21 protein-coding genes are annotated in these 26,035 nt (G+C 49.0%); 2 read left to right on the top strand and 19 right to left on the bottom strand.

The genetic code is table 11. The annotated features are described in order from the left end of the window. Positions 1–5 precede the first annotated feature (5 nt). The 15 genes from WFJ73_RS26920 to WFJ73_RS26850 form a co-directional block, all read right to left on the bottom strand. Positions 6–539, bottom strand: a complete 534-nt coding sequence (locus WFJ73_RS26920) for an acyltransferase (protein WP_336776024.1) — start codon at positions 537–539, stop codon at positions 6–8. Positions 540–554: 15 nt separating this feature from the next. Further along, positions 555–1,643 carry a glycosyltransferase family 4 protein gene (locus tag WFJ73_RS26915; protein ID WP_336776023.1) on the bottom strand — a complete coding sequence of 363 codons (1,089 nt, stop codon included), beginning with the start codon at positions 1,641–1,643 and terminating at the stop codon, positions 555–557. After that, complete coding sequence (locus WFJ73_RS26910; protein ID WP_336776022.1) at positions 1,640–2,278, bottom strand: acyltransferase; 639 nt, start codon at positions 2,276–2,278, stop codon at positions 1,640–1,642. The genes WFJ73_RS26915 and WFJ73_RS26910 overlap by 4 nt, the downstream gene beginning before the upstream one ends. Beyond that, positions 2,238–3,497, bottom strand: coding sequence for a glycosyltransferase family 4 protein (locus WFJ73_RS26905; protein WP_336776021.1), 1,260 nt, complete (start codon positions 3,495–3,497; stop codon positions 2,238–2,240). The genes WFJ73_RS26910 and WFJ73_RS26905 overlap by 41 nt, the downstream gene beginning before the upstream one ends. Before the next feature lie 3 nt (positions 3,498–3,500). After that, on the bottom strand, positions 3,501–4,586 hold the full coding sequence (gmd, locus tag WFJ73_RS26900; protein WP_336776020.1) for a GDP-mannose 4,6-dehydratase: 1,086 nt from the start codon (positions 4,584–4,586) through the stop codon (positions 3,501–3,503). 33 nt (positions 4,587–4,619) lie between these two features. Continuing rightward, positions 4,620–5,558 carry a GDP-L-fucose synthase gene (fcl, locus tag WFJ73_RS26895; protein WP_336776019.1) on the bottom strand — a complete coding sequence of 313 codons (939 nt, stop codon included), beginning with the start codon at positions 5,556–5,558 and terminating at the stop codon, positions 4,620–4,622. Positions 5,559–5,577: 19 nt separating this feature from the next. Then, entirely contained in the window at positions 5,578–6,279 is a 702-nt protein-coding gene (locus WFJ73_RS26890) for a sugar transferase (protein WP_336776018.1), read from the bottom strand. Positions 6,280–6,297: 18 nt separating this feature from the next. Next, positions 6,298–7,185: a UTP--glucose-1-phosphate uridylyltransferase GalU gene (gene galU / locus WFJ73_RS26885; protein WP_336776017.1), complete on the bottom strand. Its 888-nt coding sequence runs from the start codon at positions 7,183–7,185 to the stop codon at positions 6,298–6,300. A gap of 284 nt (positions 7,186–7,469) precedes the next feature. Next, entirely contained in the window at positions 7,470–8,162 is a 693-nt protein-coding gene (locus tag WFJ73_RS26880; protein WP_336776016.1) for a CpsD/CapB family tyrosine-protein kinase, read from the bottom strand. Beyond that, the gene (locus WFJ73_RS26875) at positions 8,143–8,907 is read right to left on the bottom strand and encodes a YveK family protein (protein WP_336776015.1); all 765 of its coding nucleotides are present in this window, start codon (positions 8,905–8,907) and stop codon (positions 8,143–8,145) included. The genes WFJ73_RS26880 and WFJ73_RS26875 overlap by 20 nt, the downstream gene beginning before the upstream one ends. A 165-nt stretch (positions 8,908–9,072) precedes the next feature. After that, positions 9,073–11,211 (bottom strand): S-layer homology domain-containing protein, encoded by a 2,139-nt coding sequence (locus WFJ73_RS26870; RefSeq protein WP_336776014.1) that lies wholly within the window; start codon positions 11,209–11,211, stop codon positions 9,073–9,075. A 516-nt stretch (positions 11,212–11,727) separates the two neighbouring features. After that, complete coding sequence (locus WFJ73_RS26865; protein ID WP_336776013.1) at positions 11,728–12,798, bottom strand: ABC transporter substrate-binding protein; 1,071 nt, start codon at positions 12,796–12,798, stop codon at positions 11,728–11,730. Beyond that, positions 12,795–13,598, bottom strand: coding sequence for an ABC transporter permease (locus WFJ73_RS26860; RefSeq protein ID WP_201007479.1), 804 nt, complete (start codon positions 13,596–13,598; stop codon positions 12,795–12,797). The genes WFJ73_RS26865 and WFJ73_RS26860 overlap by 4 nt, the downstream gene beginning before the upstream one ends. After that, positions 13,576–14,400, bottom strand: coding sequence for an ABC transporter permease (locus WFJ73_RS26855; RefSeq protein ID WP_336776012.1), 825 nt, complete (start codon positions 14,398–14,400; stop codon positions 13,576–13,578). The genes WFJ73_RS26860 and WFJ73_RS26855 overlap by 23 nt, the downstream gene beginning before the upstream one ends. Then, positions 14,390–15,496: an ABC transporter ATP-binding protein gene (locus tag WFJ73_RS26850; protein WP_336776011.1), complete on the bottom strand. Its 1,107-nt coding sequence runs from the start codon at positions 15,494–15,496 to the stop codon at positions 14,390–14,392. The genes WFJ73_RS26855 and WFJ73_RS26850 overlap by 11 nt, the downstream gene beginning before the upstream one ends. Before the next feature lie 189 nt (positions 15,497–15,685). Here WFJ73_RS26850 and ytxJ point away from each other — a divergent pair, with 189 nt between their 5' ends. Together ytxJ and WFJ73_RS26840 are read left to right on the top strand one after the other, a co-directional pair. Next, positions 15,686–16,027, top strand: a complete 342-nt coding sequence (gene ytxJ / locus WFJ73_RS26845) for a bacillithiol system redox-active protein YtxJ (RefSeq protein ID WP_336776010.1) — start codon at positions 15,686–15,688, stop codon at positions 16,025–16,027. Positions 16,028–16,657: 630 nt separating this feature from the next. Continuing rightward, on the top strand, positions 16,658–17,341 hold the full coding sequence (locus WFJ73_RS26840; RefSeq protein WP_336776009.1) for an HTH domain-containing protein: 684 nt from the start codon (positions 16,658–16,660) through the stop codon (positions 17,339–17,341). Between the two features lie 1,250 nt (positions 17,342–18,591). On the opposite strand, the gene WFJ73_RS26835 is transcribed toward WFJ73_RS26840, so the two are convergent. The 4 genes from WFJ73_RS26835 to WFJ73_RS26820 all read right to left on the bottom strand — a co-directional run bounded on the left by WFJ73_RS26835 (position 18,592) and on the right by WFJ73_RS26820 (position 26,002). Further along, complete coding sequence (locus WFJ73_RS26835; protein ID WP_336776008.1) at positions 18,592–20,709, bottom strand: glycoside hydrolase family 36 protein; 2,118 nt, start codon at positions 20,707–20,709, stop codon at positions 18,592–18,594. Between the two features lie 322 nt (positions 20,710–21,031). Further along, positions 21,032–22,348, bottom strand: coding sequence for an ABC transporter substrate-binding protein (locus WFJ73_RS26830; RefSeq protein ID WP_336776007.1), 1,317 nt, complete (start codon positions 22,346–22,348; stop codon positions 21,032–21,034). A 176-nt stretch (positions 22,349–22,524) separates the two neighbouring features. Further along, positions 22,525–24,159 carry a response regulator gene (locus WFJ73_RS26825; protein WP_336776006.1) on the bottom strand — a complete coding sequence of 545 codons (1,635 nt, stop codon included), beginning with the start codon at positions 24,157–24,159 and terminating at the stop codon, positions 22,525–22,527. Then, positions 24,152–26,002 carry a histidine kinase gene (locus WFJ73_RS26820; protein ID WP_442955995.1) on the bottom strand — a complete coding sequence of 617 codons (1,851 nt, stop codon included), beginning with the start codon at positions 26,000–26,002 and terminating at the stop codon, positions 24,152–24,154. Before WFJ73_RS26820 ends, WFJ73_RS26825 begins: the two co-directional genes overlap by 8 nt. Positions 26,003–26,035 lie beyond the last annotated feature (33 nt).

Raw genomic sequence — 26,035 nt, 5'->3', positions numbered from 1 at the left:
AATATTTAAACTTCAAAGTAATCATTTTTATTTATGTGCCTACTAGCAAAATCTTCAATAGACATTATCTTTTTAGCTGGGTTACCCGCCCATACTGTATTATCAGAAATATTCCCTTTAACTACTGAAGCTGCTCCAATAATAACATTACTTCCTATTGTAGTTCCTGGAAGTATGAAGCTCCTTGCTCCAATAAATGTATTGCTACCTATCGAAATTTTTTTAAGAAAACGATACCTCTTGTCATTTGGATTCTGGCCGATCGCATTTAAACCATTATATATTGAATAATCATGAGTTAATAACATTACTTCCTTAGATATTGTCACATTATCCCCGATACTTATTAACCTATAATCACTACTGTCGAAATATGCTGACGGATCTATATAACCTTGACCATGGTAGGGTACTATTTGTACTCCTCTTTTACGCAGAAAAGCATTATACCATTTCATATAAAGCCGTACATTAATAGGATTTAGATAGCTGAAAAGTTTTTTTTCTAAAATAATAAACACTCGAAATATAATTTTCATCTCAGCACTCCGATTTTATTTAATACTTTTAAATATTCTTTCCATATTACTCAAATAACATGATTGCACAAAAAATGTTTTTACCATCTCACGATTATTTTTGGAGATAGAGCAATGCTTATGCGGGTCCATCTCTAGTATTTTATTAAATACCTCTTTAACTGAAGAGTTATACGTCACAATTCCGTTTATTTCGTTCTCCACTATATCGGGTATACCAGCGTGATCTGTAGTCACAATTACCATAGCATTACCCATTGCCTCCAAAATGGATATGGGCTGACCCTCATTTGGGTACCTGGTAAGGAGGACAAATATATCGCACTTTTCTAGCAACTCTTTCTTTGACTGTCCACTAACTACACCGTAATATGTAACAAAACTCTGAAGATCATTATTTTTTATGTAATTCTCAAAATACTCTAGATCACTGTCCGTAAAAAACTCACCGGCGAAATTAAAATGATATCTCTTAATCTCACCACTAATAACCCTTTCTTTTTCCAACTTTGCCATTTCCAGAACTTCTGGATAACCTTTACTTTTAATAAAGTTACTTAAATAAAGAATATCAAGTACTTCCTTATTTTCTAAAGCTACTATTTTCTCTTTGTATTGATTTTCTGACATTAAAAACTCATCATCCACACAATTGGGAACTAGGTGAATTTTTTCTTCATTAATCATACCCTGAAATATAGATCTTAATGATGGACCGAGGACAATTACACCCTCTAATTTTTTGATTATGCTGAAGTTAATCTTTCGTTGCCAGCTTTTCAACTCATTATCAATCAGTTTACGATAGTTACCACCATGCAAATGAACCAAACATTTTTTCCTTTGAAGCTTTAAAAGGAAGAGAATAATTAAATCGCGAATATTACCTGCTTTAGTCTGACTTATTGTAAAATAAAACAAACTTGCATTACTCTTCCATATTAAATAAAGATTACCGAAAAAATTCTTGTTATTTGTGATATTGATTCTTTCGAATTCAAACTCGTCGCTTAGATAGGAATTATATAATGTATCTACTGCTTTTGATAAACCATGAATGGGCGGAGGAAACTGCGCTATAAAACAAACTTTTTTCTTTATCATAGAGTTACCTTCACTTCATTCATGTCTAAGTGACGAATCACTCTAACAGGGTTACCAGCAGCTACACAATTAGCCGGGATCTCTCCACTAACTACACTTCCTGCACCAATTACTGCGTTATCGCCTATTTTTGCACCTTTTAAAATTAAACAGTTGCACCCAATAAATACGTTTTCTCCAATTGCAATCGGCCGAACACCCATATGTTCATTAGGAGTAATTCTCCTCACAATCGGGTCAATCGGATGAAAGTCATTGTCAATTATCTTTGTATTACCACCAATTAATGTGTTATCACCTATTTGAATGCTTTTGCGTGCGTATATCGTAGCTCCGGAAATTCCAACATTATGACCGATTCTAATCTTTGCATCTGCTGTGCGTGTTACAATAATCGTCCGCTGGTACAAGCCAACCAGGTTAGATAGGAATGACGAATTAATCGTTACATTATCGCCGATTATAAGCTCCGCACCGGACTTGTTGAAGATTACCGGCATGCCCTTCAACAATAATTTCTTCCCGTATCTAACCTTGGTTGCTTTCATTAAAATCTTAAACCAATTACTATTCATATGAATAACCTCAGCTTCGTTAAATACTGATTTCTTGAATATATTTACTAATTGATACATCCTTCGTCAGATTCTTAACCAAGAAGGCCCTTCCACGCTTGCTCATATCAGCAGGAATATTGGTGTCTTTCTCGCTTATGAACTTCTCAATAATAGCTTCAACTTCACCATAGTTTGATGGTTCCGTTACATAGCCGCACTTCGTTTCTTCAATAATAAGTCGAGCTTCGGAACCTTGTTCGAGGACACCCAATATCGGCTTCCCAGCTGCCATAATCCCGTACAGCTTGCTTGGAACGGATACTCCCTTAATACCTTTCGCATTAATACACCAGTGCACATCGCCGGCATTAAGACTATAGATCAGATCCGACTTCTTCTGATAAGGAATAAAGGTTACATTGTTAAGCTCATGCTCTTCTTTATAAGCAACCAAGTCCTTCAGAACAGAACCCTCACCGATGAAGGCAAATACGACATCGTCCCGTTCCCTGAACTCCTTGATGACAGGCATCATGTTCTCGAGGTCATAGTACAGACCAATATTGCCGGAATACATGAAAACGAATTTATTTTCTAGGCCATACTTTCTCTTAAAGGCAACAACATGTTCATGGTCAGACGGCAAAGGATAAATCTCCTTCTCGTCGATCCAGTTATTAATGAAGGAATGATTCGGAACCTTCTTACCTTTAAATCGGTGTTTTACGGTCTCAACCATATCACGACCAACTACAATGACTTTATCCGAGCATTTGCAGCTGAATTTATCGAACCACAACATGGCATTCAGAATCAGCTTGTTCTTGCTGTATCCGACAGCCATCGTCTGCTCTGGATTGAAGTCCTGGATGTTGTAGATGTACTTGGCCCGCTTCATCCACTTTCCCCATACCCCAATAAGTCCGCCAAGGACAGGCGGCTGCGAGATGGAATACACATAATCCATCTTACCCACCTTGAAAGTAGCCAGCATGGCCCCAACAAAGTAAGCCAAAATGTTCTTGATTCGGCTCATCTTATTGTTCTTGCTGAATTCCGGTACGCGGATTCGCAGCACCTTTACACCGTTAATCTCTTCATAGTAGAACATCTTGGTTTTATACTCCGTAGCTACGCTACCTGTATAAGAAGGAACAACGCAAATAACCGTTATATCAAAGGAATCAAGCATCCCTTCGGCCAGTTCCTTGAGGATCTGGCCGGTTGATGCGACGTCCGGGTGATAATAATGAGCATAGATAAGCAGCTTCTTCTTTGAACTCGGTTCGGTTGTCATGCTCTACACTAGCACCCCATCGAACATCTTTCTGCTGCCTTCTTCGGAGCTTACTTTGGCCATGTCGTATTTCACCATTACGCTTACAAGCTCCTCGAAGGAAGTCTTAGTAGGATTCCAGCCCAATAATGTTCTGGCTTTAGTTGGATCGCCAAGCAGTTGTTCTACTTCGGCCGGTCTGAAGAAGGTAGGGTCTACTTCAACAATCACTTCGCCTGTCTTCTTGTTAATGCCCTTCTCTTCTACTCCGTTACCTTGCCATTCGATCTGTATGCCTACATGCTTAAAGGCCAGCTCCACAAATTCACGTACCGAGTGCATTTCACCTGTAGCAATAACAAAGTCCTCTGGCTTGTCGTGCTGAAGGATCAGCCACATGCATTCTACGTAATCCTTGGCATAACCCCAGTCACGGAGGGAATCCAGGTTACCAAGCATAAGCTTCTGTTGCTTGCCTTGCGCAATACGCGCTGCGGCAAGCGTAATCTTCCGGGTAACAAATGTCTCGCCGCGGCGTTCGGATTCGTGATTGAAAAGAATGCCGTTAACCGCGAACATATTATAGGATTCACGATAGTTCTTCGTAATCCAGAAGCCATAAATCTTCGCAACGCCATAAGGAGAGCGAGGATAGAAAGGAGTTGTCTCTTTCTGAGGGACTTCTTGAACTTTGCCGTAAAGTTCGGAAGTGGAGGCTTGGTATACGCGAGTCTTCTCTGTAAGGCCAAGGAATTTGACTGCTTCAAGGATATTCAGCGTTCCTTTACCGTCAACGTCTAACGTATAGCCAGGCATATCGAAGGATACGCGTACATGCGATTGTGCAGCGAGGTTATAAATCTCATCTGGCTGGATCTCACCGATTAAGCGTGTAATATCGGTAACATCGCCGTAATGAAGATGGAAGTTCTGGTTGTTAAGAATAGATCTTGCCTCTTCTTCTGTAAGAAGATCTTCCAGACGTTCTTGGTTATAAGAGGAGCTGCGACGAATAACACCGTGAACCTCGTAACCTTTCTCCAATAAAAGCTCTGCCAAATAGGAACCGTCTTGTCCTGTTACACCTGTAATTAATGCGCGCTTTGCCATCGTTTCCACTCCCTCTAATCTCTCTTTGTAATATTATTGCCGTACCAGATATTCATTCTGAAAGGTTTCGTAAACCGCTCTAATTCCCTCTTCCAGAGGAATCATTGCTTTCCAGCCCAGTCCGTTAATCTTCGTGACGTCTACAAGCTTACGTGGCGTACCGTCCGGAGCGGAGGTATTAAATACAACTTCGCCTTCGTAGCCTACTACGTCTTTTATCAAATAAGCCAATTCCTTAATGCTGATATCTTCACCAACACCGATATTCACGATCTCGTTCTCTTCGTAGGTATTCATCAAGAAGAGACAAGCATCGGCCAGATCATCGGAGTGGAGGAATTCTCTGCGAGGTGTTCCCGTTCCCCATACTTCAACCTCAGAAGATTGATTCACCTTCGCTTCATGGAACTTGCGAATAAGTGCAGGAAGCACATGCGAGGTCTTAAGATCAAAGTTATCGTTAGGTCCATACATATTGGTTGGCATAACCGATATGTATTTCGTTCCGTATTGACGGTTGTAGGATTGGCACATTGTAATGCCAGCAATCTTCGCTATAGCATAAGGCTCGTTTGTAGGCTCAAGAACACCTGTCAGCAAGTATTCTTCCTTCATCGGCTGAGGCGCGAACTTCGGATAGATACAAGTTGAGCCCAGGAATAGCAGCTTCTTCACCTTGTTGCGGTATGCGGCATCAATAACATTCGTCTGAATCATAATATTGTCGCGGATGAAATCTGCCGGATACTCATTGTTAGCGACAATGCCACCAACCTTGGCAGCCGCCAGGAATACATACTCAATGCCTTCTTCCTCGAAGAAAGAAAGAACCCGATCTCTGTCGAGCAGATCGAGTTCAGTACGGGTGCGATAGACCAGATTGGTATAACCCTTCTCTTCGAGAGCTCTTAGAATAGCAGAGCCTACCAGCCCTCTGTGTCCTGCTACAAAAATCTTCGAATTCAATTCCACTCCCTATTCACTCCTTCTCCTAGTACGCGTCATCAGATCCAACCATCGCTTTAGCAGTCTTAGCGATAATCTGCAGATCAAATAACACATTTCGTTTCTCTATATACTCAAGATCCAGCTCCACCATTTCCTTGAAGCTCAGTTCATTCCGGCCGCTTACCTGCCACAGTCCGGTACAGCCTGGCTTAACGCGAAGGCGGAGTTTATCATAGCTGCTATATTCAGCAACCTCTCTTGGGAGAGGCGGGCGCGGACCAACCAGCGACATCTCGCCGCGAACGACATTCCACAATTGAGGAAGCTCGTCTATACTGGTCCGTCGGATAAATCTTCCAATAGTTGTTATTCTCGGGTCATGTTTCATCTTGAACATGGCACCTTCTATCTCATTCTTATGTAAGAGGTCCTTCAATAAGTCCTCGGCGTTCGGGACCATGGACCGGAATTTGTACATCCGGAATGTCTTTTCATTAATGCCCACCCGTGTCTGATAGAAGAACACCGGTGCTTTCGGATTCTCCAGCTTAATCAACAGGGTAATTACGAGCAGCAGCGGGGATAATAGTAGGATCCCGCAAGCCGCGCCAACCAGATCCATCATGCGCTTGATCATCAGATAAGTGCGCTTCGTGCTTCTTGTCTTGGCTTGAACACGTTGAGCAATAGATAAATGGCTGTCTATAGTCATCTCGGATTCTTTCCGAAGAGGCGATAACGCCATGTTGTTGTCTCCCCCCGTTTAATTGGTTTTATGGATAAGCTCGCGCTCTAAAATTTCCTTCATGGCTTCCAGCAATGGTCCTTTAAGCGATTCATTCCGCAGGGCATAATCTAGCGTTGTTGTAATAAAACCCAGCTTCTCGCCCACATCGAAGCGTCTGCCTTCAAATTCATAGGCATATACGCCTTGGGATTCATTCAGCTTCTGGATCGCATCTGTCAATTGAATCTCACCGCCGGCGCCCTTCTCCTGCTTGGACAGGAACTTGAAAATATCTGGGGTAAGTACATAACGGCCCATAATAGCAAGATTTGACTCAGTTGTACCTGGAGCCGGTTTCTCGATAAAACGGTCAACCAGACTTAACAACCCGTTCTTCTCGCTGTATTCCACGATGCCATAACGCTCTGTCTCATTCATTGGAACTGGCTTCACGCCAATAACCGACCGGCCCGTTTGTTCGAACTGGTCCATCAGCTGCCGTGTACATGGAACCTCGGAGTCGACAATGTCATCCCCAAGAAGCACGGCAAACGGTTCGTCTCCGATAAAGTTACGCGCACACCATACGGCATGCCCCAGACCCTTAGCTTCCTTCTGGCGGATATAATGAATATCCACCCTGGAAGACTTCTGTACTTCATCCAGCAGCTTAAGCTTGCCCTTCTCCATCAGATTGTGCTCAAGCTCAAAGGCGCTGTCGAAATGGTCTTCGATTGCGCGTTTGCCCTTGCCGGTGACGATAATAATGTCCTCGATTCCCGAGGCAACAGCTTCTTCCACGATGTACTGAATCGTGGGTTTGTCTACAATCGGAAGCATTTCCTTCGGCATGGCTTTGGTCGCGGGCAGGAACCTAGTTCCGAGGCCTGCGGCCGGAATAATAGCCTTTTTCACTTTCGTCATGTTTTGTTCCCTCTCTTTTCTTTCTTTTCTCTCTCTATTTTGTCTATGTATGTGGTGGATATTGGATAAATGGTGGGTATAAATATACGAGCTATGTCTTCCTTCAGCAGAAAAACATAGCTCGAACATTTAGTTATTTAAAATAGGGGCATTTAACCCCTCCTCACATCACACCCTTGGCAATAATGCCTAAGGTTTGTTACTAAACCCACAGCGTGATCGAGTGCCTGCAGTGATAAAGGTGCAGCAGACTTGACCTTGAGCGGTGGTTGTAGCCGCTCTCCCTACTTCACATCAGCACTATAGTAGTAGTAGTAAGCCTCTTCATTCGACCGGCGCTTCACATTATTCAGCACAACGCCAAGAATGCGGGCATTGACATTCTGCAGATTCTGAATCGCCTTCTGCGCGAACTGGCGCTTCACCCGGCCTTGATCAACAACAAGGACAACCCCGTCACTCTTCGTAGCCACAATCTGCGCATCCGTTACAGCGAGCAGCGGCGGCGTGTCCACCAGGACGATGTCGTACATCGTGCGGAGCTCATCGAGCAGGGCCGTCATCCGTTTCGACGCCAGCATCTCTGCCGGATTCGGAGGAATCGGTCCAGCTGTAATCACGTCCAGATTCGGAACATCCGTCGTTTGAATAACCTCTTGCAAGGTGCTCTGCTGCGAGATGACGGACGATAAGCCGAACCGGTTCGAGATCTGGAACGTCTTATGAGCCGTTGGCTTACGCATATCGGCATCAATCAGGACAACCTTGCGATCCGATTGGCTGAACGTTACGGCCAGATTGGCAATGGTGGTAGATTTCCCTTCACCTGGTCCTGCAGAGGATACCATAATGACCTGTAAGGCAGAATCGATGGCAGCGAATTCGATATTCGTCCGAAGCGTACGATACGTCTCCGATACCGGCGAACGCGGGTTGGCGACGCTAATCAGGCGGCGTCTATTCTCCGATTGTGACATTCTCCAGCCCTCCTGCCTTCTGTCTGTTCTCTGCCCGTGAAGATCCGGTCTGGAATTCGCTTGCTTCCACTCTTGCAACCATAGCCAAAGTTGGCTGACCCAGATAACGCTCTACATCGGCTTCCGTCTTGATCGTGTCATCCATGTATTCCAGCAGGAAAGCAATGCCAACTGCGATCATAAGGGACACAACAAAAGCGATAATAATGTTCAGCGTCACATTCGGCGATACCGGTGCAGGCTGGTCATCCAGCGGTGCTTCATTCAGGATGGATACGTTCTCGACCTGGAAGATGTTTGGGATCTCTTGTTGGAACACAAGGGAAATTGCATTAACAACCTTTGCCGCCTGTTGGTACGATACGTCCTGTACCGCTAGTGTCATAACCTGTGTATCGTTCACGGAGCTGACTTTAATCATCTTCGTCAGTTCCTTCACCGATAGGCCCAACTGCGGGTACTTCTCTGCAACCTTGCCAAGAATAGCAGGCGTCTTAATGACTTCTTTATAGGTTTCGATCATCTTGATGTTGGAATTAATGGCGTTGATGTCCAGTGCTCCCACGGCTAGCGACTCATTCGTGCGGTTCACGACGATTTTGGTTGATGCCTCATAGATGGGATCCTTGAACATCTTGGTGTACACACCCGATGCAACAGTACATACCAATACAAAAATAACGATAAGCAACAATCTCTTCCTCACGATAAGGAAGTACTCTCTTAAATCTAGTTCCTCGGACACTATTAGCCTCCTCCTGATTGCCTAGTTGCCTATGATGATTGTAATACGTTAGTCCTAATCTTTGTAGACAAATTTTGTAAAGAAACCAACTTTTTCTATAATTTCGCGAAAAAATACCTTCCTCCCAACTGCTGCATCTGAGAGGAAGGTCTTAAGTCCTATTTATTACTTAAAGTTTACTGCACGGTAGATCATAACCGCAGCTTCTGCGCGTGTTGCGGAAGCATTAGGCGAGAACTTGCCATTGTTGCCGATTACGATACCGTTCTTGGAAGCGAACGCTACGCCAGCTTTCAAGGAAGCGCTGATCGAGCTAGCATCCTTGAAGCTTGCCAGTGCTGCAGTCACGTCAGTTACGTCTTGAGCACCTTTCGTTACTTTCAGTGCGCGAGCGATCATTGTTGCCATCTCTGCACGAGTGATTTGAGCGTTAGGGTCGAACTTGGTAGCCGAACGGCCTTGGATAATGCCAAGCTTAGCCGCTGCACCGATATAAGGTGCGGACCAGTCCGTATCCTTCACGTCTGCAAAATCTTCTTTTGCAGAGCTGTTATCGATATCAAGAGCGCGAGTCAGCATTTTCGCGAACTCTGCGCGCGTTACGTTATCTTTTGGAGCAAATACGCCGGCTTTCTTGCCTTCGATTGCGCCTTTCGCTGCGATTACTTCAATTGCACGGCCAGCCCACGACTCTACGGAAGCGATGTCCGTGAAGCTTACTTTGTTCTCAACAACTACATATTGGGAGAACGTATCGCGATGCTCAACAATCAGGTTGCCTTGAACCGTACCGCCTTGGAAAATAAGCTTTCCGTCAACGATCTTCGCGAGGGACAGAAGCTCTTTGTCCACGCCGTCAACGTTACCAAGCGGAATAGCAACCGTAACGGGCTGCGCGAACGAAGTAACCGATTGACCGCCAATCGTCAGACCAAAGCTGTATACATCGGAAGCGGCTTTCAATTCGCCAGTTGTCGAGGAATCAGCTTTCGATTTGTTGATGTTGAAGTCAACTGCACCATTGAACTGTCCGCCAACCGGAAGAACTGCGCTCAGGCCGTTAACCGTCAGGTTGATTCCGCCAAGGCCTGCTTTGATTGCTTCTTGGATAACGGCATTGTTCAGGCCGATCTTCACATCGTTTTGCGCAACATTGCCCAGGTTAAGGTTCAGAACAGGTGCCGGAACCGTAACGCCAGGAGCCAGTGCTTTCACGTTCTTCAGGATCTCGCCGATACCCGCGATAGCGGACAATACGGACGAACCACTGACTTGAACGGCAGCTTGACCGTTCGTTACTTTCACGTCGCCGGACAGATCAAAGGTCGACAGCTTTGTTACGAGCGCAGTTGCTTGTTGAACCGCTGCCGCAAGGATAGCTGCTTTCTCAGCATCTGTTGCATTTGCAAGCTTTTTCTTGATGTCGTCGATGAGATCCGTAACAGCTTTCGGAATCTCAACCGTACCTGTACCTGTATCTCCGCCGCCGATAACGCCGCCACCGCCAGGGGAAGTCGTTTCGTTCATTTTCAGGTAAGCGCCATACAGAGCTGTAGCAGCTTTAAGAACCACTGTGCTATCTACTTTTCCTTGAGCGTTCGATACAACGCTTTTCAGGTCGGCCGTCGTAATGCCGTAAGCATCAAAGATGTTTTGAACAACCAGCTTCTCAGCGGACAAAGCTTCGAGAGCTTGTTGAATGAGAGCATCTCTCTTAACAGGATCATTCAGTGCCGCAATTAGCTGTTCAGTAGGCAGGTTCTTCAGGATTCCGGCTAACTTTTCTTGCAGAGTGAAGAAATACTGGGCCACTTGGTCGACGGTTACGTCATCTACTTGCTGTGGAGTGAAACCAGCGCCTACAGCCAGTTGAGCCAGAACCGCACGGTATTCATCGGTATTACGGATTCTTTCTAATTCAGTCAGGTTCGGATCGTAAGTAATCGAGATCACATCGGAAACGAGATCAGCAAGCGCATTCTCATCGAAGGATGTACCAAGCTTCGTTGTTACTTTGCTTGTAATCGGGCTTGCAATAGATTTCAGATCATCCTTGCTCAGAGCTTGGATCGCTGTACGCAAATCTTGTACAGCCTTCAGACCACTTGTTGCCACAAGCGCCGCGCGAAGTTTGTTCGCATAATCGACGATACCCGTGCTTGGGAATGCCGCAGCCGCGTAAGCCGTATTATTAAATCCTAGTTTTTCTGCCAGTCCTTTGTTGCTCAGCGGAATTCCCGCGAATGCTGTTGCCGCCATGCTTGCTGCGATTGTGGATACGATAAGCTTCTTTTTAATCGTCATTTCTTACATTCACCTCGTAGTTTAATAGTGTGACAGTATGTAACTTCTCTACTTCCTATACCATAAATTGGTATTTATAGACACGTAATAACGTGACACACCGACTAGATCGAGCGCTCTACCTCTAGTTGATTGCCAATTCGTTATCCATTTCTGTTAATTGGATTCCAGTAATGGTCCATTCCGCCATAGGGATCCTCGGGAAATCTGTGCCTATCTGTTGCCTATTGTTAAAATGTACCTAGGAAAATACTTGATGCCCATTATAGCAGAATAGAACTGGGGAATCAGCACTTTCGCAATATTTCCTAGTTTTCGACAAAAAATGATCTTATCGACCTAGTTTCACGGGATATTTTCCCATTATGGTAGCGTTTTCAGTCGATATTTAACGCTGGAAATTGAATTTCCTCCTCCCATTCGACAAAATAAAAACCGTGCCATCTGCCCGCAGAGGTCCTATTCCAAGAGACTCTCATCGGTCGATAACACGGTTATGACAATAAATGTAAAACTTTACTTTCGATGCATCTTGAATTCTAGAAATAACTCGTTATAGTGTACGAGCATTTTTTTACCGAGATTCTTATAGACTTCAAGCTTTTCCGTCAGCTCTTTGCCTGGGTAGAAGCGCTTGTCGCCCGAGATTTCCTCCGGCAAATATTCAAGCGCCTTGGCGTTAGGCGTGGAGTAGCCGACATACTCGGCATTCTGCGCCGCATGCTCCGGATCGAGCATGAAGTTGATGAACTTGTGCGCTCCATCGATGTTCTTCGCCGTCTTCGGAATAACCATGTTATCGAACCACAGGTTTGAGCCTTCCTCCGGCACAACGTAGTCGAGCTTCTCGTTCTCGCTCATGATCTCCGATGCGTCGCCGGACCATACAAGCCCCACCGCCGCCTCTTCGTTCGCGAGCAGCAGCTTAATCTCGTCGCCCACAATCGCCTTCACGTTCGGAGTGAGCGTGCTAAGCTTCGCCTTCGCCGCCTGCAGATGCTCTTCATTCGTATCGTTCAGCGAGTAATGAAGGCTATTCAGCCCCATCCCGATAACCTCGCGTGCACCGTCGAGCAGCAGGATCTGATTTTTCAAGCTTGGATCCCACAGGTCATTCCAGCTATGGAACTTGAGGTCGGTCAGATCGGGATTATAGACAATGCCAACCGTTCCCCAGAAGTAAGGAATCGAGTATTGGTTATCCGGATCAAAGCTCAGGTTAAGGAAGCTGGGATCGATGTATTTCAGATTCGGCAGCTTGCTCTTGTCGAGCGGGATGAGAAGATTTTCCTCCTTCATCTTGTCAATCGCATATTCCGAAGGGATACTGACGTCGAACGTCGTGCCCCCCTGCTCGATCTTGGTCATCATGGCTTCGTTCGAATCAAAAGTCTGGTAAATCACCTTGATGCCGGTCTCCTTCTGGAATTCATCCAGCAGCTCCGGATCGATGTAATCGCCCCAGTTGTAGATCGTCAGCGTATCCTTGCCCGTGTAGCCCGCGCTCGAATTGAGGTAGGAGGTCAGGTACATCAGGCCGAAGGAAACGATCAGTACGGCGATAAATGTCTGAACTAAAGATTTCATCCCCGTCCCTCCGATCGTGCCGAAGTCCGGCTATTCCGCTGATTGATGAAGTAGTAGCCGATAACCAGCAGAATGGTGAACAGGAAGATCAGGGTCGACAGCGCATTGATGGAGAGCGCAATCCCTTGGCGGGCCCGCGAGTAGATCTCGACCGACAAGGTGGAGAAGCCGTTGCCCGTTACGAAGAAGGTCACCGCGAAGTCGTCCAGCGAGTACGTTAACGCCATAAAGAATCCGGCAAAGATGCCCGGCTTGATAAACGGAATAATAACGCGCGTCAGCACATGCCAGCTGCTTGCCCCAAGGTCGCGGGCCGCGTCGATCAGCGTGGAGCTCATCTCCTGCAGCCTAGGCAGGATCATAATAACGACGATTGGAACGCTAAAGGCGATATGCGACAGCAGAACGGACACGAAGCCAAGCTTAATGCCGATAATGGTAAACATGATTAAGAACGAAGCGCCGATAATGACATCCGGGCTGACGATCAGCACGTTGTTGAGCGACAGCAGCGCGTTCTTCGGCTGGCGTCTTCTTACATAGTGAATGGCAAGCGCGCCCGCAATGCCGAAAATAACCGAGATGGCCGACGACAGCAGCGCGATCACAAACGTGTTCAGCACGATAATAAGGAGCCGCGTATCCGCGAAGACCTCCTGGTACCACTCTAGCGTAAAGCCTTCGAAGTTGCGCATCGCTCCGCCGCTGTTGAACGAATAGAAGATCAGATAGAAGATCGGCGCGTACAGGATGATAAATACGGCGATCAGATACACATTAGACAGCTTTGCGGTTTTCATTCTGCAGCCCTCTCTTTCTGCTGCCCGTTAACAGCATAATAATCGCCATCGCGATAATGAGGAACACCGCGATCGTAGCGCCCATGCCCCAGTCCTGGGTCACGAGAAAATGCTGCTCAATCGCCGTACCGAGCGTAATCACCCGGTTGCCCGCGATAAGCCGCGTAATCATAAAGAGCGACAGCGCAGGGATAAAGACGGCCTGACAGCCGGACTTCACGCCACTCAGCGTCAGCGGGAAGATAACCCGGCGGAACGCCGTCCAAGGCGATGCCCCAAGATCCCGTGCCGCGAACACCAGCGAAGGATTCATCTCCTCCAGGGAGTTAAAGATCGGCAGGATCATAAACGGGATAAAAATATAGACCGAGACAAAGATAAAGCTGAAGTCGGTGAACAAAATTTGCTGCGTACCGATGCCGATGAACTTCAGCATGCCGTTAACCGCGCCGTAGGTGCCGAAGAGGCCAAGGAACGCATACGCCTTGAGCAGCAGGTTAATCCAGCTTGGAAGGATAATCAGCAGCAGCCATAGCTGCTTATGCTTGGTTCGCGTCAGCAAGTAGGCTGCCGGATAAGCAACTAGAAGCGAGAACGCGGTGATCAGAAAAGCGTACCAGAACGAGCTGAGCGTCATCTTCATATAGACCGGCGTGAAAAACTTCTCGTAATTGCCGAACGTGAAGTTCCCTTCTACGTCGAAAAAGGAATAGTACACGACAAGCACGATTGGCGTGATAACGAATAGCGCGATCCACAGGAGATACGGAATGAGATAGAAATTACGCGTATTAGTTCTCATCTTGACCCTCGCTGTACGCGTCCAGACGCTTATCGAATTCTTCCTCCGTCTCGCCGAAGCGCATGACGTGAATCGCTTCCGGATCAAAGTACAGGCCGATCTGTTCGCCTACGGCTGCTTTTTTCGTGGAGTGGACAAGCCATTCGTTGCCCGCTTCATCGTAGCAGGAGATCTCGTAGTGAACGCCGCGGAACAGCTGGGAATCGACGCGCACCTGCAGCTTGCCTAGCTCGGTTGTCGTAATTTCGAGGTCCTCCGGACGAATCACGATCTCCACCGGCTCGTTCGGATTCAGACCTTGGTCGACGCATTCGAACGTACGGCCCGCGAACTCGACTTCGAAGTCCTGCTTCATGCGGCCGGCCACAATGTTGGATTCCCCGATAAAATCGGCCACGAACCGGTTAATCGGCTCATCGTAAATATCGTTAGGCGTGCCGCTCTGCTCGATCTTGCCCTGGTTCAGGACAAAGATCTCGTCGGACATCGCAAGAGCCTCTTCCTGGTCATGCGTGACGAAGATAAACGTAATGCCAAGACGGCGCTGCAGCTCGCGCAGCTCGTATTGCATCTCGGTGCGGAGCTTCAGGTCCAGCGCGGACAGAGGCTCGTCCAGCAGGATAACCTCCGGCTCGTTCACGATAGCGCGAGCAATCGCAACGCGTTGGCGCTGGCCGCCGGACATCTCGCTGATATTGCGCGTCTCGTAGCCTTCCAGGTTGACGAAGCGGAGCGCTTCTTTTACCTTGGCCGTGATGGCCGCATTCTTCAGCTTCTTGATGCGAAGGCCAAAAGCGACATTTTCGAACACATTAAGATGAGGGAACAGCGCGTAGTCCTGGAAGACGGTGTTCACTTGGCGTTCGTTCGGCGGAATCCGGTTAATAACCTTGCCGTTGAAATAAATCTGACCCTTGGACGGTTCGATGAACCCGGCGATCAGCCGAAGGATCGTGGTTTTGCCGCAGCCCGACGGGCCAAGCAGCGTATAGAACTTGCCTCTTTCAATCTCGAAGCTGACTTCGCTTAAGACGGTCGTCTGATCGTCGTATTGCTTCGTCACTTGCTCGAATCGGATGATCGTTTGATCCGACATGATGGCTGCACTCCTTCATACCCGGAGGTAAACATAGTTAATGGTTTAGGTTCCTAACGATTGCTTTCAGCATTTGATTATACATGAAGCTTGCTTGTGCGCGCATGACTTTTTGCTTATCCGGGGGTATAATACAGAAATAAGTATCTATCAAAAACCTATTTACAATAAAAAGGAGTGTATAATCCTATGGCACAGTACCGTGAGATTGATTCTATGGAAGGCTGGAACGAAACGTTCGAGGCTTCGAGCGACCGTCCAACCGTTATTTTCAAACACAGCACAACTTGCCCGGTAAGCGCGAATGCGTACCGCGAGTTCAATGAATATTTGAAGGGCAACCCGCGCGAAGATGCTGATTATGTACTTGTTAAAGTGATCGAGTCCCGCCCTGTATCGCTGCAAATCGCGGAAGACACATCGGTGAAGCACGAATCGCCGCAAATCATCTTCCTCGAGAAAAAAGCGAAAGTATGGTCCGCGTCCCACTGGTCCATCACGAAAGAGCATATTACAGCGGTATTGGACTAGGATTCGTTGTGAGCGTTAGCCTGCAGCAGTGTCGATTCCCTTCGGGGGATTGCACTGCTGTTTTTTATTAGGTTGGCTATAATTGCCTGGTTCTAGTCAATACCCGCTTCATGAGGCGGGAAAACGGCTTCGGTCACCCTTCGGGGCGGCCATACCGCCATCTGCCTCCGTAGCACGAGATGCATCATAGAGCGGGTAACCTCCAAGTAGCTAGTGTTAGTTGAGTGCCACTATACGCATACGTTGCACGAAATGCATCATACAGCGGGTAACCTCCAAGTAGCTAGTGTTAGTTGAATGCCTCCGCCTACGTTGCACGAAATGCATCATAATGGCGCAACGCAGCCCAGTAGCTCGATATATCCTGCACGGAATGCAGGATATCGGAGAAATACAGCCCCGAAAAGTGCAAATTGAGGCTATATGCTGCATTCTGTGCAGGATAACTCACCCAGCATGCCTAAAATGGGCTTATATCCTGCATTTTGGGCAGTATATCCTGTAAGCCACAGGATGAGACTTTTTTTACCAAAAAAGCTATGCTACACTAAACCTCAGACGAAGAACGTCCCAAGCCATTATTGGCAGTATGGGGGCGTTCTTTTTTTATTTTTCGGGGAGGTTAGGAGTATGACGGTTAACGAGGAGTATGAGGAAGCGCATCGGCGGTTTATTGAGACTCATATGGAAGGAAGATCGGGAGAGCGTAGGGGGAGGTTGGCCAGAGGGCATAACTTCGCCGAGAAGCTGTTCCTGCAGAACGTGTGGTGGCCGCTATTCGGCAGCTTCGAGCATTTGCATCCCGAATATGAGGTTTATGATTGGAATCGCAAATCGCAATTCATAGACTTCGCTTATTTACCCCCACAAGGCATGTTTGCTATCGAGTGCGACGGCTTCCAAAGCCATGTGAAAGATATGGACCGTGAGAAATTCAGTTACTCCTTGAATCGAGATACATTCCTCACAGGGATGGGGTGGAAGATGATTCACTTCTCCTTCGACGATGTGCAGAACCGTCCGGAGATATGCATCATGCTGCTGAAGCATGTTCTCGGTACGCATATGATTCGAGGCCGGCACAACGTCGGGAGCCTATTCATCCTATCGGCTGAGAGAGACATTCTTCGGTTTGCTTTTCACGCGGGAGGACGTGTTAGTCCCAAGGATTTGTCCGATCATTTCCGAATCAGCTTCCGCACCGCACGCAAAAGACTGCAGTCGCTATCTGCAAAAGGAATGCTGAATCCGATCGAGCGTGGAGTCCAGATTCGATATTACGAGCTGAACGACCGTGCTATTGAGCATCTGTAACCGCACCGATTCCTCGTCACCTAAAGCAGGTATGGATTGAGGGTACTTCAAACTAACTTACTACTGGGCGGGGACGCACCCTATTGCGGCATTCCCTCCTCCTCTCCCCAATGGCTGGCCTATTGGGATATGCTGCCCGAGCCCCAATGCAGGGTAGCTGAGCGAGATATCCTGCATAGAATGCAGGATATCTCGGGTTACTCGGCTGCGTTGCGCCTGTATGCTGCATTTCGTGCAATGTAGGTGCGGGGTGGTTGGGATACGTTGCATGAAATGCAGCATATTCGACCATTACGAGTAGGTTAGGCACATTTTGTTGCACGGAATGCAGGATATTGCGTTGATTTGAGCTTATTTGGTCCAAATTTCGCTAATATCCTGCACTCTGTACATCGATATTAGCGACCACTGTGCTTAAGAGTGCCATTATGCTGCATTTCGTGCAACGTAGGTGAACGGTGGTGCTTCAACTAACTGGCTACTTGGCGCGGATGCCCCATTATGCTGCATCTCGTGCAATGTAGGTGCGGGGTGGTTGGGATACGTTGCATGAAATGCAGCATATTCGACCATTACGAGTAGGTTGGGCACATTATGTTGCACGGAATGCAGGATATTGCGTTGATTTGAGCTTATTTGGTCCAAATTTCGCTAATATCCTGCACTCTGTACAGGATATTAGCGACCACTGTGCTTAAGAGCGCCATTATGCTGCATTTCGTGCAACGTAGGCGAACGGTGGTGCTTCAACTAATTAGCTGCTTGGCGCGGATGCCCCATTATGCTGCATTTCGTGCAACGTAGGCGCGGGGCGGTTGGGATACGTTGCATGAAATGCAGCATATTCGACCATTACGAGTAGGTTGGGCACATTATGTTGCACGGAATACAGGATATTACGTTGATTTGAGCCTATTTGGTCTAAATTTCGCTAATATCCTGCACTCTGTACAGGATATTAGGGACCACTGTGCTTAAGAGCGCCATTATGCTGCATTTCGTGCAATGTAGGCGCAAGGCGGCTCTATAAGTAACTGGTTACTTGGCAGCTACACGCCATTATGCTGCATTCCGTGCAACGTAAGCGCAAGGCGGCTCTATAAGTAACTGGTTACTTGGCAGCTACACGCCATTATGCTGCCTTCCGTGCAACGTAGGCGCAAGGCGGCACTTCAACTAACTAGCTATTGAACGTGCAAAAGGCCACGGGAATAGCCCGTGGCCTAATCTTTAAACCCAGCTGGCAGGGCTTAGCCCAGCGTCAGCTCGAACAAGCGCGCGGTGCGCGGGCTTGGCAGCGTCACGCGCAGCTCAGCTGCTGCGGCGTCCCAGCTGCAGCCGGTGTCGCCTGCGGCTGCCGGGTACGCGCAGCGCGCAGCAAGCGGCTTGCCGCCAAGCTCCGGCAGCGGCAAAGCAAGCTCGCTCGACTCGCCGCCAATGTGCCATACGGCGAGGTAAAGCTTGTCGCCGCGGCGCAAGCCCAGCGACAGCCAGTCGTCGCCATGCGCCGGCAGGCCAAGCGGCCATACCGGCAGCGCTTCGCGGATATCTCCGCGGATCGTTTTGTAATAATCCAGCGCTTCCTTCACCAACTCGCGGCGGCGCGGGCTTAGCTCGGCCAAATGGCCGGACTGGTGTACGCGAAGCAGCAGCGCGTTAACCATGTTAAAGATAACTTCCTCATCGTCGCCTTCGCGAAGCGGATACGACCATACGGCCGCCTGCTCCGGTGTCAGTACGGCAGGCGCACCCGCCGCGATCGACGCGTATTTGACGTAATCTTCCTGGTCGCTGGTCGATTGAATGCTGTACCGGCTCAGCATCGAATAGTCCATCCGCATGCCGCCGCTGGAGCAGTTCTCGATCACAAGCTCCGGATAACGCGCAAACACGCCGTCCAGCCAGGCCAGATAAGCACGGTTATGCTGGAGCAGACCATCGCCTACGCTATCCGCGTCCGTCTCCGTACCTACGCCCGCATTAATGTTGTAGTCCATCTTAATGTAGCCTACGCCGTAGTCCTCGACCAAGCGGCGGATGACCTCATCCGCATGGGCGATAACTGCGGGACTACGGTAATCCAACTGGTAGCGGCTGCGGTCCTTCACCCGCTTCCCGTGACGCATGAAGAACCAGCTGTCATCGGTATCCGCCAGCTTCGGCGAGTTGATGCCCATAACCTCAAGCTCAAGCCACAAGCCAGGAATCATGCCTTTGCTGCGGATATAATCCAGCACGTATTTGATCCCTTCCGGGAAGCGCTCTTCCGACGGCAGCCACTGCCCTACGCCATCCCACCATTCGCCCGGCGCGTACCAGCCCGCATCGATACAGAAGTATTCGCAGCCTACATCGGCTGCCGCATCAATAAGCGGAAGCAGCTTTTCGGTGGTCGGCGAACCCCACAGGCAGTTCATGTAATCATTAAAGATAACGCGCAGCAGCTTGTTATCGTCATTCTCGCGGCGAATCCGGCGGCGGTACACGGTCAACTGTTCAGCCGCTTCCTCGACTCCGCCCTCTACGGCGCCAATTGCAACCGGCACCGATACGAATGTCTCGCCTGGGGCCAGCTTCAGCCACCAGTGATTGTCATGCTCGGTTGGTCCGCTGATCAGGAGCGTAAGACGATCCACCTGGTCGGTCAGCTCCCAATGCCAAGAGCCGTTATGCTCGATCTGCCAGAACAGGCTTTCGCCCGAAGCCGTGTTCGACATAATCGCCATCGGAATAAGCTCAGCCGCCGACCAAGAGCCGGTGTTGCTGAACCCCAGACGCTTCGAGCCGCGGTCGATCAGATGCGACATGCCTAGCTCCGGCAGCGTATACGTCCGCCATTGCAGCTCGCTTTGCCATGCGTTATGCGCAAGGGTCAACGTTACCTTGTCATCGCGGTCGCCTTCGCCGTCTTTATCAAAGCCGGTTAGAGCGAAGGAAGATACGTACTCTACGCCAACTTCCTCACTGCCGCCGTTCACAAGCTCCGTCCAGCAGCGTGCAACCGCTACGCCGTCATAGAACTGTACATTCCATAGAGCGGATACGCCGGTAACCGGATCCTTCAGCCCTAGCACCAGCTTCCGTCCGAACTCATTCCGGCCATCGGATAACCCGTCATACACCATCCGCAGTCCCGGCTGCGAAGCGCGGTGCGTACGGCCGTGATATTCCGCCCGGTCCTCGCCGGTTAGTTGGAGCTCCATCAGGCGGAAGCCGTCTTTTTGCTTAGCCGCAATCGACTCTTCCGCCCAAGGCTGCGCGCCAAAATGAAGCAGCAGCACATCCCCGTTCTCCCGCACCTCATACACCAAATGCAGGCCATTCTCTTCTACCTTGTTGATCCCCGCCGCCGTAGCCAGCTTCTCCATCTCCATTACCGCCTTTCCGTTTCTAACGAAACCTCATATTCTTGTTTCGCTAAATTTGCTGCTTATTCAAATCTAACGAAACTCAGACACGCTATTTACCATCAAACCATGCTTATTCTGCAAAAATAGGCCAAATAACGTTACCTAGTTTCGTTAAACTTACGGATTCGCTCAAAAGGCCCAAATAACGTTACCTCGTTTCGTTACGCCCCGTTACTCCCGTTACCTCCCGCAGATAGCCCTTACTTGATCGGCACCAACCATGAAAAAAAGACTGTCCCATCAGCCATTGGCTTCTGGGACAGCCCCTCGTTAAAGTAGCTTATTCGGCCGACCCGAATTGCTGCCATGCAGTCTGGATTTCGTTGATGGCTTGATCTTTCTTCTTGCTGCCGCCGATGTAAGCCTGCATGATTTCGCCGAATTTCTGATGGAACGTATCGAGCGAGTAGTTAACTGACAGGTCGCCGGATTTTTGCGTTTTCAGGATCTCTTCCATTTGCTTAGGCATATCCAGGTCAGGAAGCGGAGCGTCCTTGATTGGCGGAATTACCTTCGCTACGTTAGAGAACCATTGTTTGCCGTAATCCGAAGTGTACAGCCAGTTGAAGAAGTCGATTGCTTCACGGGCTACTTTGGAATCTTTGTTGATGCGAAGCGCTTGGTCCGCGCCTGTTACGATTTGCGCTTGCTCAGGCTTGTCGCTTACAGGGTAGCCAGCGATGCCGATTTGGATGTCCGGGCTGATTTTCTTGATCGCTTCCTCATCCCATGCGCCTTTACCCGTCATGAACGCCGCTTTGCCTTGCGCAAAGTCGCTTACTTCCGCGTTGCTGTCGCGCTCAAGCGGCTTGTCTGTGCCATGCTTAACAGTCAAGTCGATGAAGTTGAAGAAGTTGTCCTTCAGAACCGGATGATCGTTGAACGTTGTTTTGCCGTCGATGAATTGCTGTACCAGTTCTTTTGGTGCGATACCCGCATCTTCAGCAGCTGCGTTTACATAGTGTTGGAAGATGTGCTTCCATACCCACCACTCTTTATAAGCGTTAGCGAATGGTGTGATTTTCTTCGCTTCAAGCTTCGCGATATCGTCGTTCAGCTCTGCGATTGTCTTAGGAGGCTCGGCGATGCCGGCATCCGTCAGAAGCTTCTTATTGTAGATCAGCGTCATCAGGTTGCCTTTAACCGGAAGACCCAATACTTTGCCGTCCGAAGAAGTCATGTTCGCTCTAACGCCGTCTGTCATCGCAGCCGCAAGAGGCTCGTTAGTCAGATCCGCACTGTACTCAGCGAAGGTATCGATGTCGCCGCCAGCCGTCGTCTGGAATACGTCAGGCGTGCTGCCCGAAGCGATTTTGGATTTCAAAACTGTATTGTAATCGGCTTGCATAATTTCAAGGTTAATCGTTACGTTTGGCTTCACTTTTTTGTACTCGGCGATGTACGCGTTGAACGCATCCGTGTACTCCGGAGAAGCTGTGAACATGTTAATCGTTACCGGTTTGTCGGAAGCCGCCGCGCCATTATTGGCCGTGCCACCGTTATTAGCTGTATCGTTGCCATTGTTGCCGCCGCATGCAGCGAGCATGCCGCCGACCAGCGCAAGGCTGAGCGACACCGAAGCAATTCTTTTGAACATTGTAACGCCCCCATTTCTCATAGTTGCCAGCATTCTGACTTCCCGCCCAAGATTGTCGGGCTGCTCTATCGCTGACCTTATGCACACGTTTATCATAATGAATACGGATCGGGATAAAAATGCACATAAGTGACTAGTTAAGGGTAAAAAAGCGGAGTATTGCGCTAGTTCACTTTTTATCCTTCCTTGCGAGCGGTTCGATACTCCGTCGGTGAAATGGAGAAATAATTCCGGAATGCTTTACTGAAATAGTTCTTGTCCTTGTAGCCAAGCATCTCGGAAATATCCTGTATCTTCAGGCTTGGATCATCAAGAAGCTCCTTCGCCTTGTCCATTCGAATACGCTGCACGTACTCATGGATCCCGCATCCGAACTGCTGCTTGAACAGCTTCATTATGTATTCCCTGCTCAGAAAATATTTATCAGCGAACATCGATATTTTAATGTCCTCATAATACCGATTGTCGATGTAGGCTTTAATATCTCCAATCTCGAAGGGACGGTTCGCGGACTGGGTCAGGCGCAGCTGCTCCAAATAAAAGTGAAGCGAATCCTCAAGCAGCCGGCTGAACTGCTCATAGCTCGAGAAATCATCGGACAAGCCCATGAAGCGAACCGGATGCTCCTCCATTAAAGGCAGCTTCTCTCTAGGCACGCCGAGATCAAGCGAGAGATCGTTCATCATAATAATAAACCGGGCCAGCGATTGATCGGCATCTCCGAGGGTAAACAAATCCGCGCCGCCCCATTTGCGGAGCTCCTCGGAGAGGACCGATTTCGCGCCGGCCGTATTGCCCGACTCCAGCGCAGCCCGGAACATCTGCATCCGGCCCGTAACGGGATAGCCTTCATTCTTGGATTTGGTTACGGTATTGGCAACGAGATAACCTTTGAGCTTCAGCAGGTCAATCCCGTTAATCGCCGCTTTGGCCGTCTCGTAAGAGGAGGCAATCTCCATAATGCTCTCGCATGGCGTGCCGATCCCGGCTACAGCCACGATGCCAAGCAAATCTTGAAGCGCCGCCAGCGCTTTGTTCATTTGGTGCAGCGAACGGTACGCGATATCCTCCTGGTACGCACCCTTCATCGTCAAGATAACGATAAGCTCGCGGTCCATCTTGGGGCTGGCGAAGCTGAACGCCTGAAAGTACTCGCCCGCAATCTCGTTCAGCATATTCCCCACGGCAAAATGAAGCAGGTCCACGTCCGAGTGGAACCGGGCCTTGCGCACCTTCTCCATGTTCAGCATTCTGAGCACAACGACGGCAAACCGGTTGTCCGGATCATCCGCGCCGATCAGCGGAAGGAAAGCCTCGTTCGTCTGGCTGCGGAAGCTGCGGTCGATAATGGACAGATACATTTTTTCCTTCAGCTTGGGCAGGGACATATTGAGGGTGATATTGCGATTGATGAACTCGCTCTCCCGTACGCGGCGCGCTTCCAGCAGATCAACTGCCTTGCGCAGCGCGGCATTCAGGTCCAGCCGGTTAATCGGCTTAAGCAAATAATCGACAACCTTGGAGCGAATGGCTTGCCGGGTATATTCAAAATCGTTATAGCCGCTAATGACGATGGCCGGCAGATCCGGGTAATCCTGCTCCAGCGCCTGCAGCAGCTCCGCGCCGCTCATCCCCGGCATCTTCATATCCACCATGACCAGATCAACCGAATGATTGGCTATCATCTCAAGGCCCATCTTACCGTCCGTGGCCTCCAGCACCTCGCTTACTCCAAGCCCTTTCCAATCGCCAAGAATCCGAATGGCCTCGCGAAGCGGTTCTTCGTCATCAATAATAAGAACTTTATACATGTTGCCCGCCTCCCCGCGGTATTAGCATTTCCATTTCCGTGCCGGACGGACTCGTCCGGATCACCAGCTGCGAGCTTGTTCCGTACAGCAGCTTCAGCCGCGTATTCAGGTTAACCAGCCCTACGCTTCTCTCTTCTTCCGTTGGTTCATTCCAATCGGCCTCGAAGGATTGAAGCACCTCTTTCAGCCGGCCCGGGGTAAAGCCCGGCCCGTTGTCGCTCACGATAATAAAGGCATGTCCGCCAGCAGCTCTTGCGTTAATCCGAATGGTGACGGGGGCGGAGACCATCTCGACACCATGCTTAATCGCATTTTCCACTAAGGTTTGAAGCGACAGCTTCGGAAGCTCCAGCTCCTTCAGATCCGGATCCCAGTCGATAACCAGCTGCAGCCTGCCTCCGAACCGCGCCTTCTGCAGCGACATGTACCGTTCGATATGCAGCAGCTCCTCGCTCGCGCGGACCATATCCTTGCCGCTGATGCAATACCTGAGCGTAAGCGCCAGCGCGTCCACCATATCCGCAATATCGAAGCGTTCCGCCTTCAGAGCCTTAGTCGAGATGGCTTGCAGCGCGTTATAGAGGAAATGCGGATTAATCTCCGCTTCCAATGCTTTCAAGATCGCATTTTTCTCCACCAGCTTCATCTTGTAACGCTCGTTAATGAGCTCATTCGTCTGGCTGACCATCTGATTGAATTGACGGGAAAGATACGCCAGCTCATCCCGGCCGACCACCTCGGTGGAAGCCTCGAAATCCCCCGTACTAAAGCGCTTCATCTGCTGTGACAGCAGCTTGAGCGGCTTCGTGACCGCATTGGAGAAATACGTGATCAGCACAACCGCAAGCAGCAGGAATAATAGACCGATCATAAAATTCAAGTTACGGGTTGTCTTAGCGGCCGCATACAGCTCTTTATAAGGCATCGGCTTCACTAATTTCCAGCCTTCCTGCGCACCTACGTTATAAACCACCAGGTACTTGTTATTCTCCGGCGATTTCCAGGTAAGACCGTTGGCTCCCGTTCCGTCCGTCATCATCTGCTTCATCAGGCCGCTCCCCTCCATCGATTGATAGAATGTTCGGTTATCCAGCGCGAACGGCACATTGTCCGGGCTTAGGAAGAACAGATGCTGGCCTTTGTCCTCGGGAATGTCCTTCATGATTTTGTTGATCGTGCTTTTGTTGTAATAGAAGGAAACCACCGCCTGCGGCGCCCTGGTCGAGATCGAGCGGAGAACCCTGTGATACGCCATAAAGCTGCGGCTCGTGTCCATATCGTAGCCCCGTTCTTCATTCGACAGAAGGAAGGATTGATACGCCTGATTCGTTCCGCTGTCCATCGCCTGCTTGTACCAGGACATCGTCGGAATGTTATTCGCCTGGCCCGACCGAATCTTGATATCGAAGTTCTCCTTGGCAATCGTGTAGTACGTGCCGCTCCTGACGAAATACAAATAGATCGCTTCTAGATCCTCATTGCTGCGGGAGAAGTACATGTTGCGGAGGTAATCCTCCACGTACATTTTGGATGCATAATCCGAAGACGCGTGCGTTATGGCAAAAGCCAGCTCGTCATAGTTAATTTGCGGCAGCGACAGCTGCTCCATCCCCGCGAGGTAATCCTCCAGGTTCTTGTTAACGAGGAGCAGATTGTTCGATGTGCTGGCAATGCTATTATTTAGCGCTTCCCGCTGCAGCATCTTGTACGAGATGAAGGTCAATGACCCTACAACCAGAATAATGATCGTCGTAAAAAGCAAAATAAGCTTGTTCACCAATCGGCTGGACACACGCTCGGTCAAGGCGTTCCAGCTTTTTGCGATCCGATTTGCGATAACCATCCACTCCCCCATGCCCAAGGCGTCTGACGTACA

It is taken from the genome of Paenibacillus sp. MMO-58 (assembly GCF_037146255.1).
GTDB lineage: Bacteria > Bacillota > Bacilli > Paenibacillales > Paenibacillaceae > Pristimantibacillus.
Note: the sequence above shows the minus strand (reverse complement) of the source record. Positions and strands in the feature narration are given on the sequence as shown.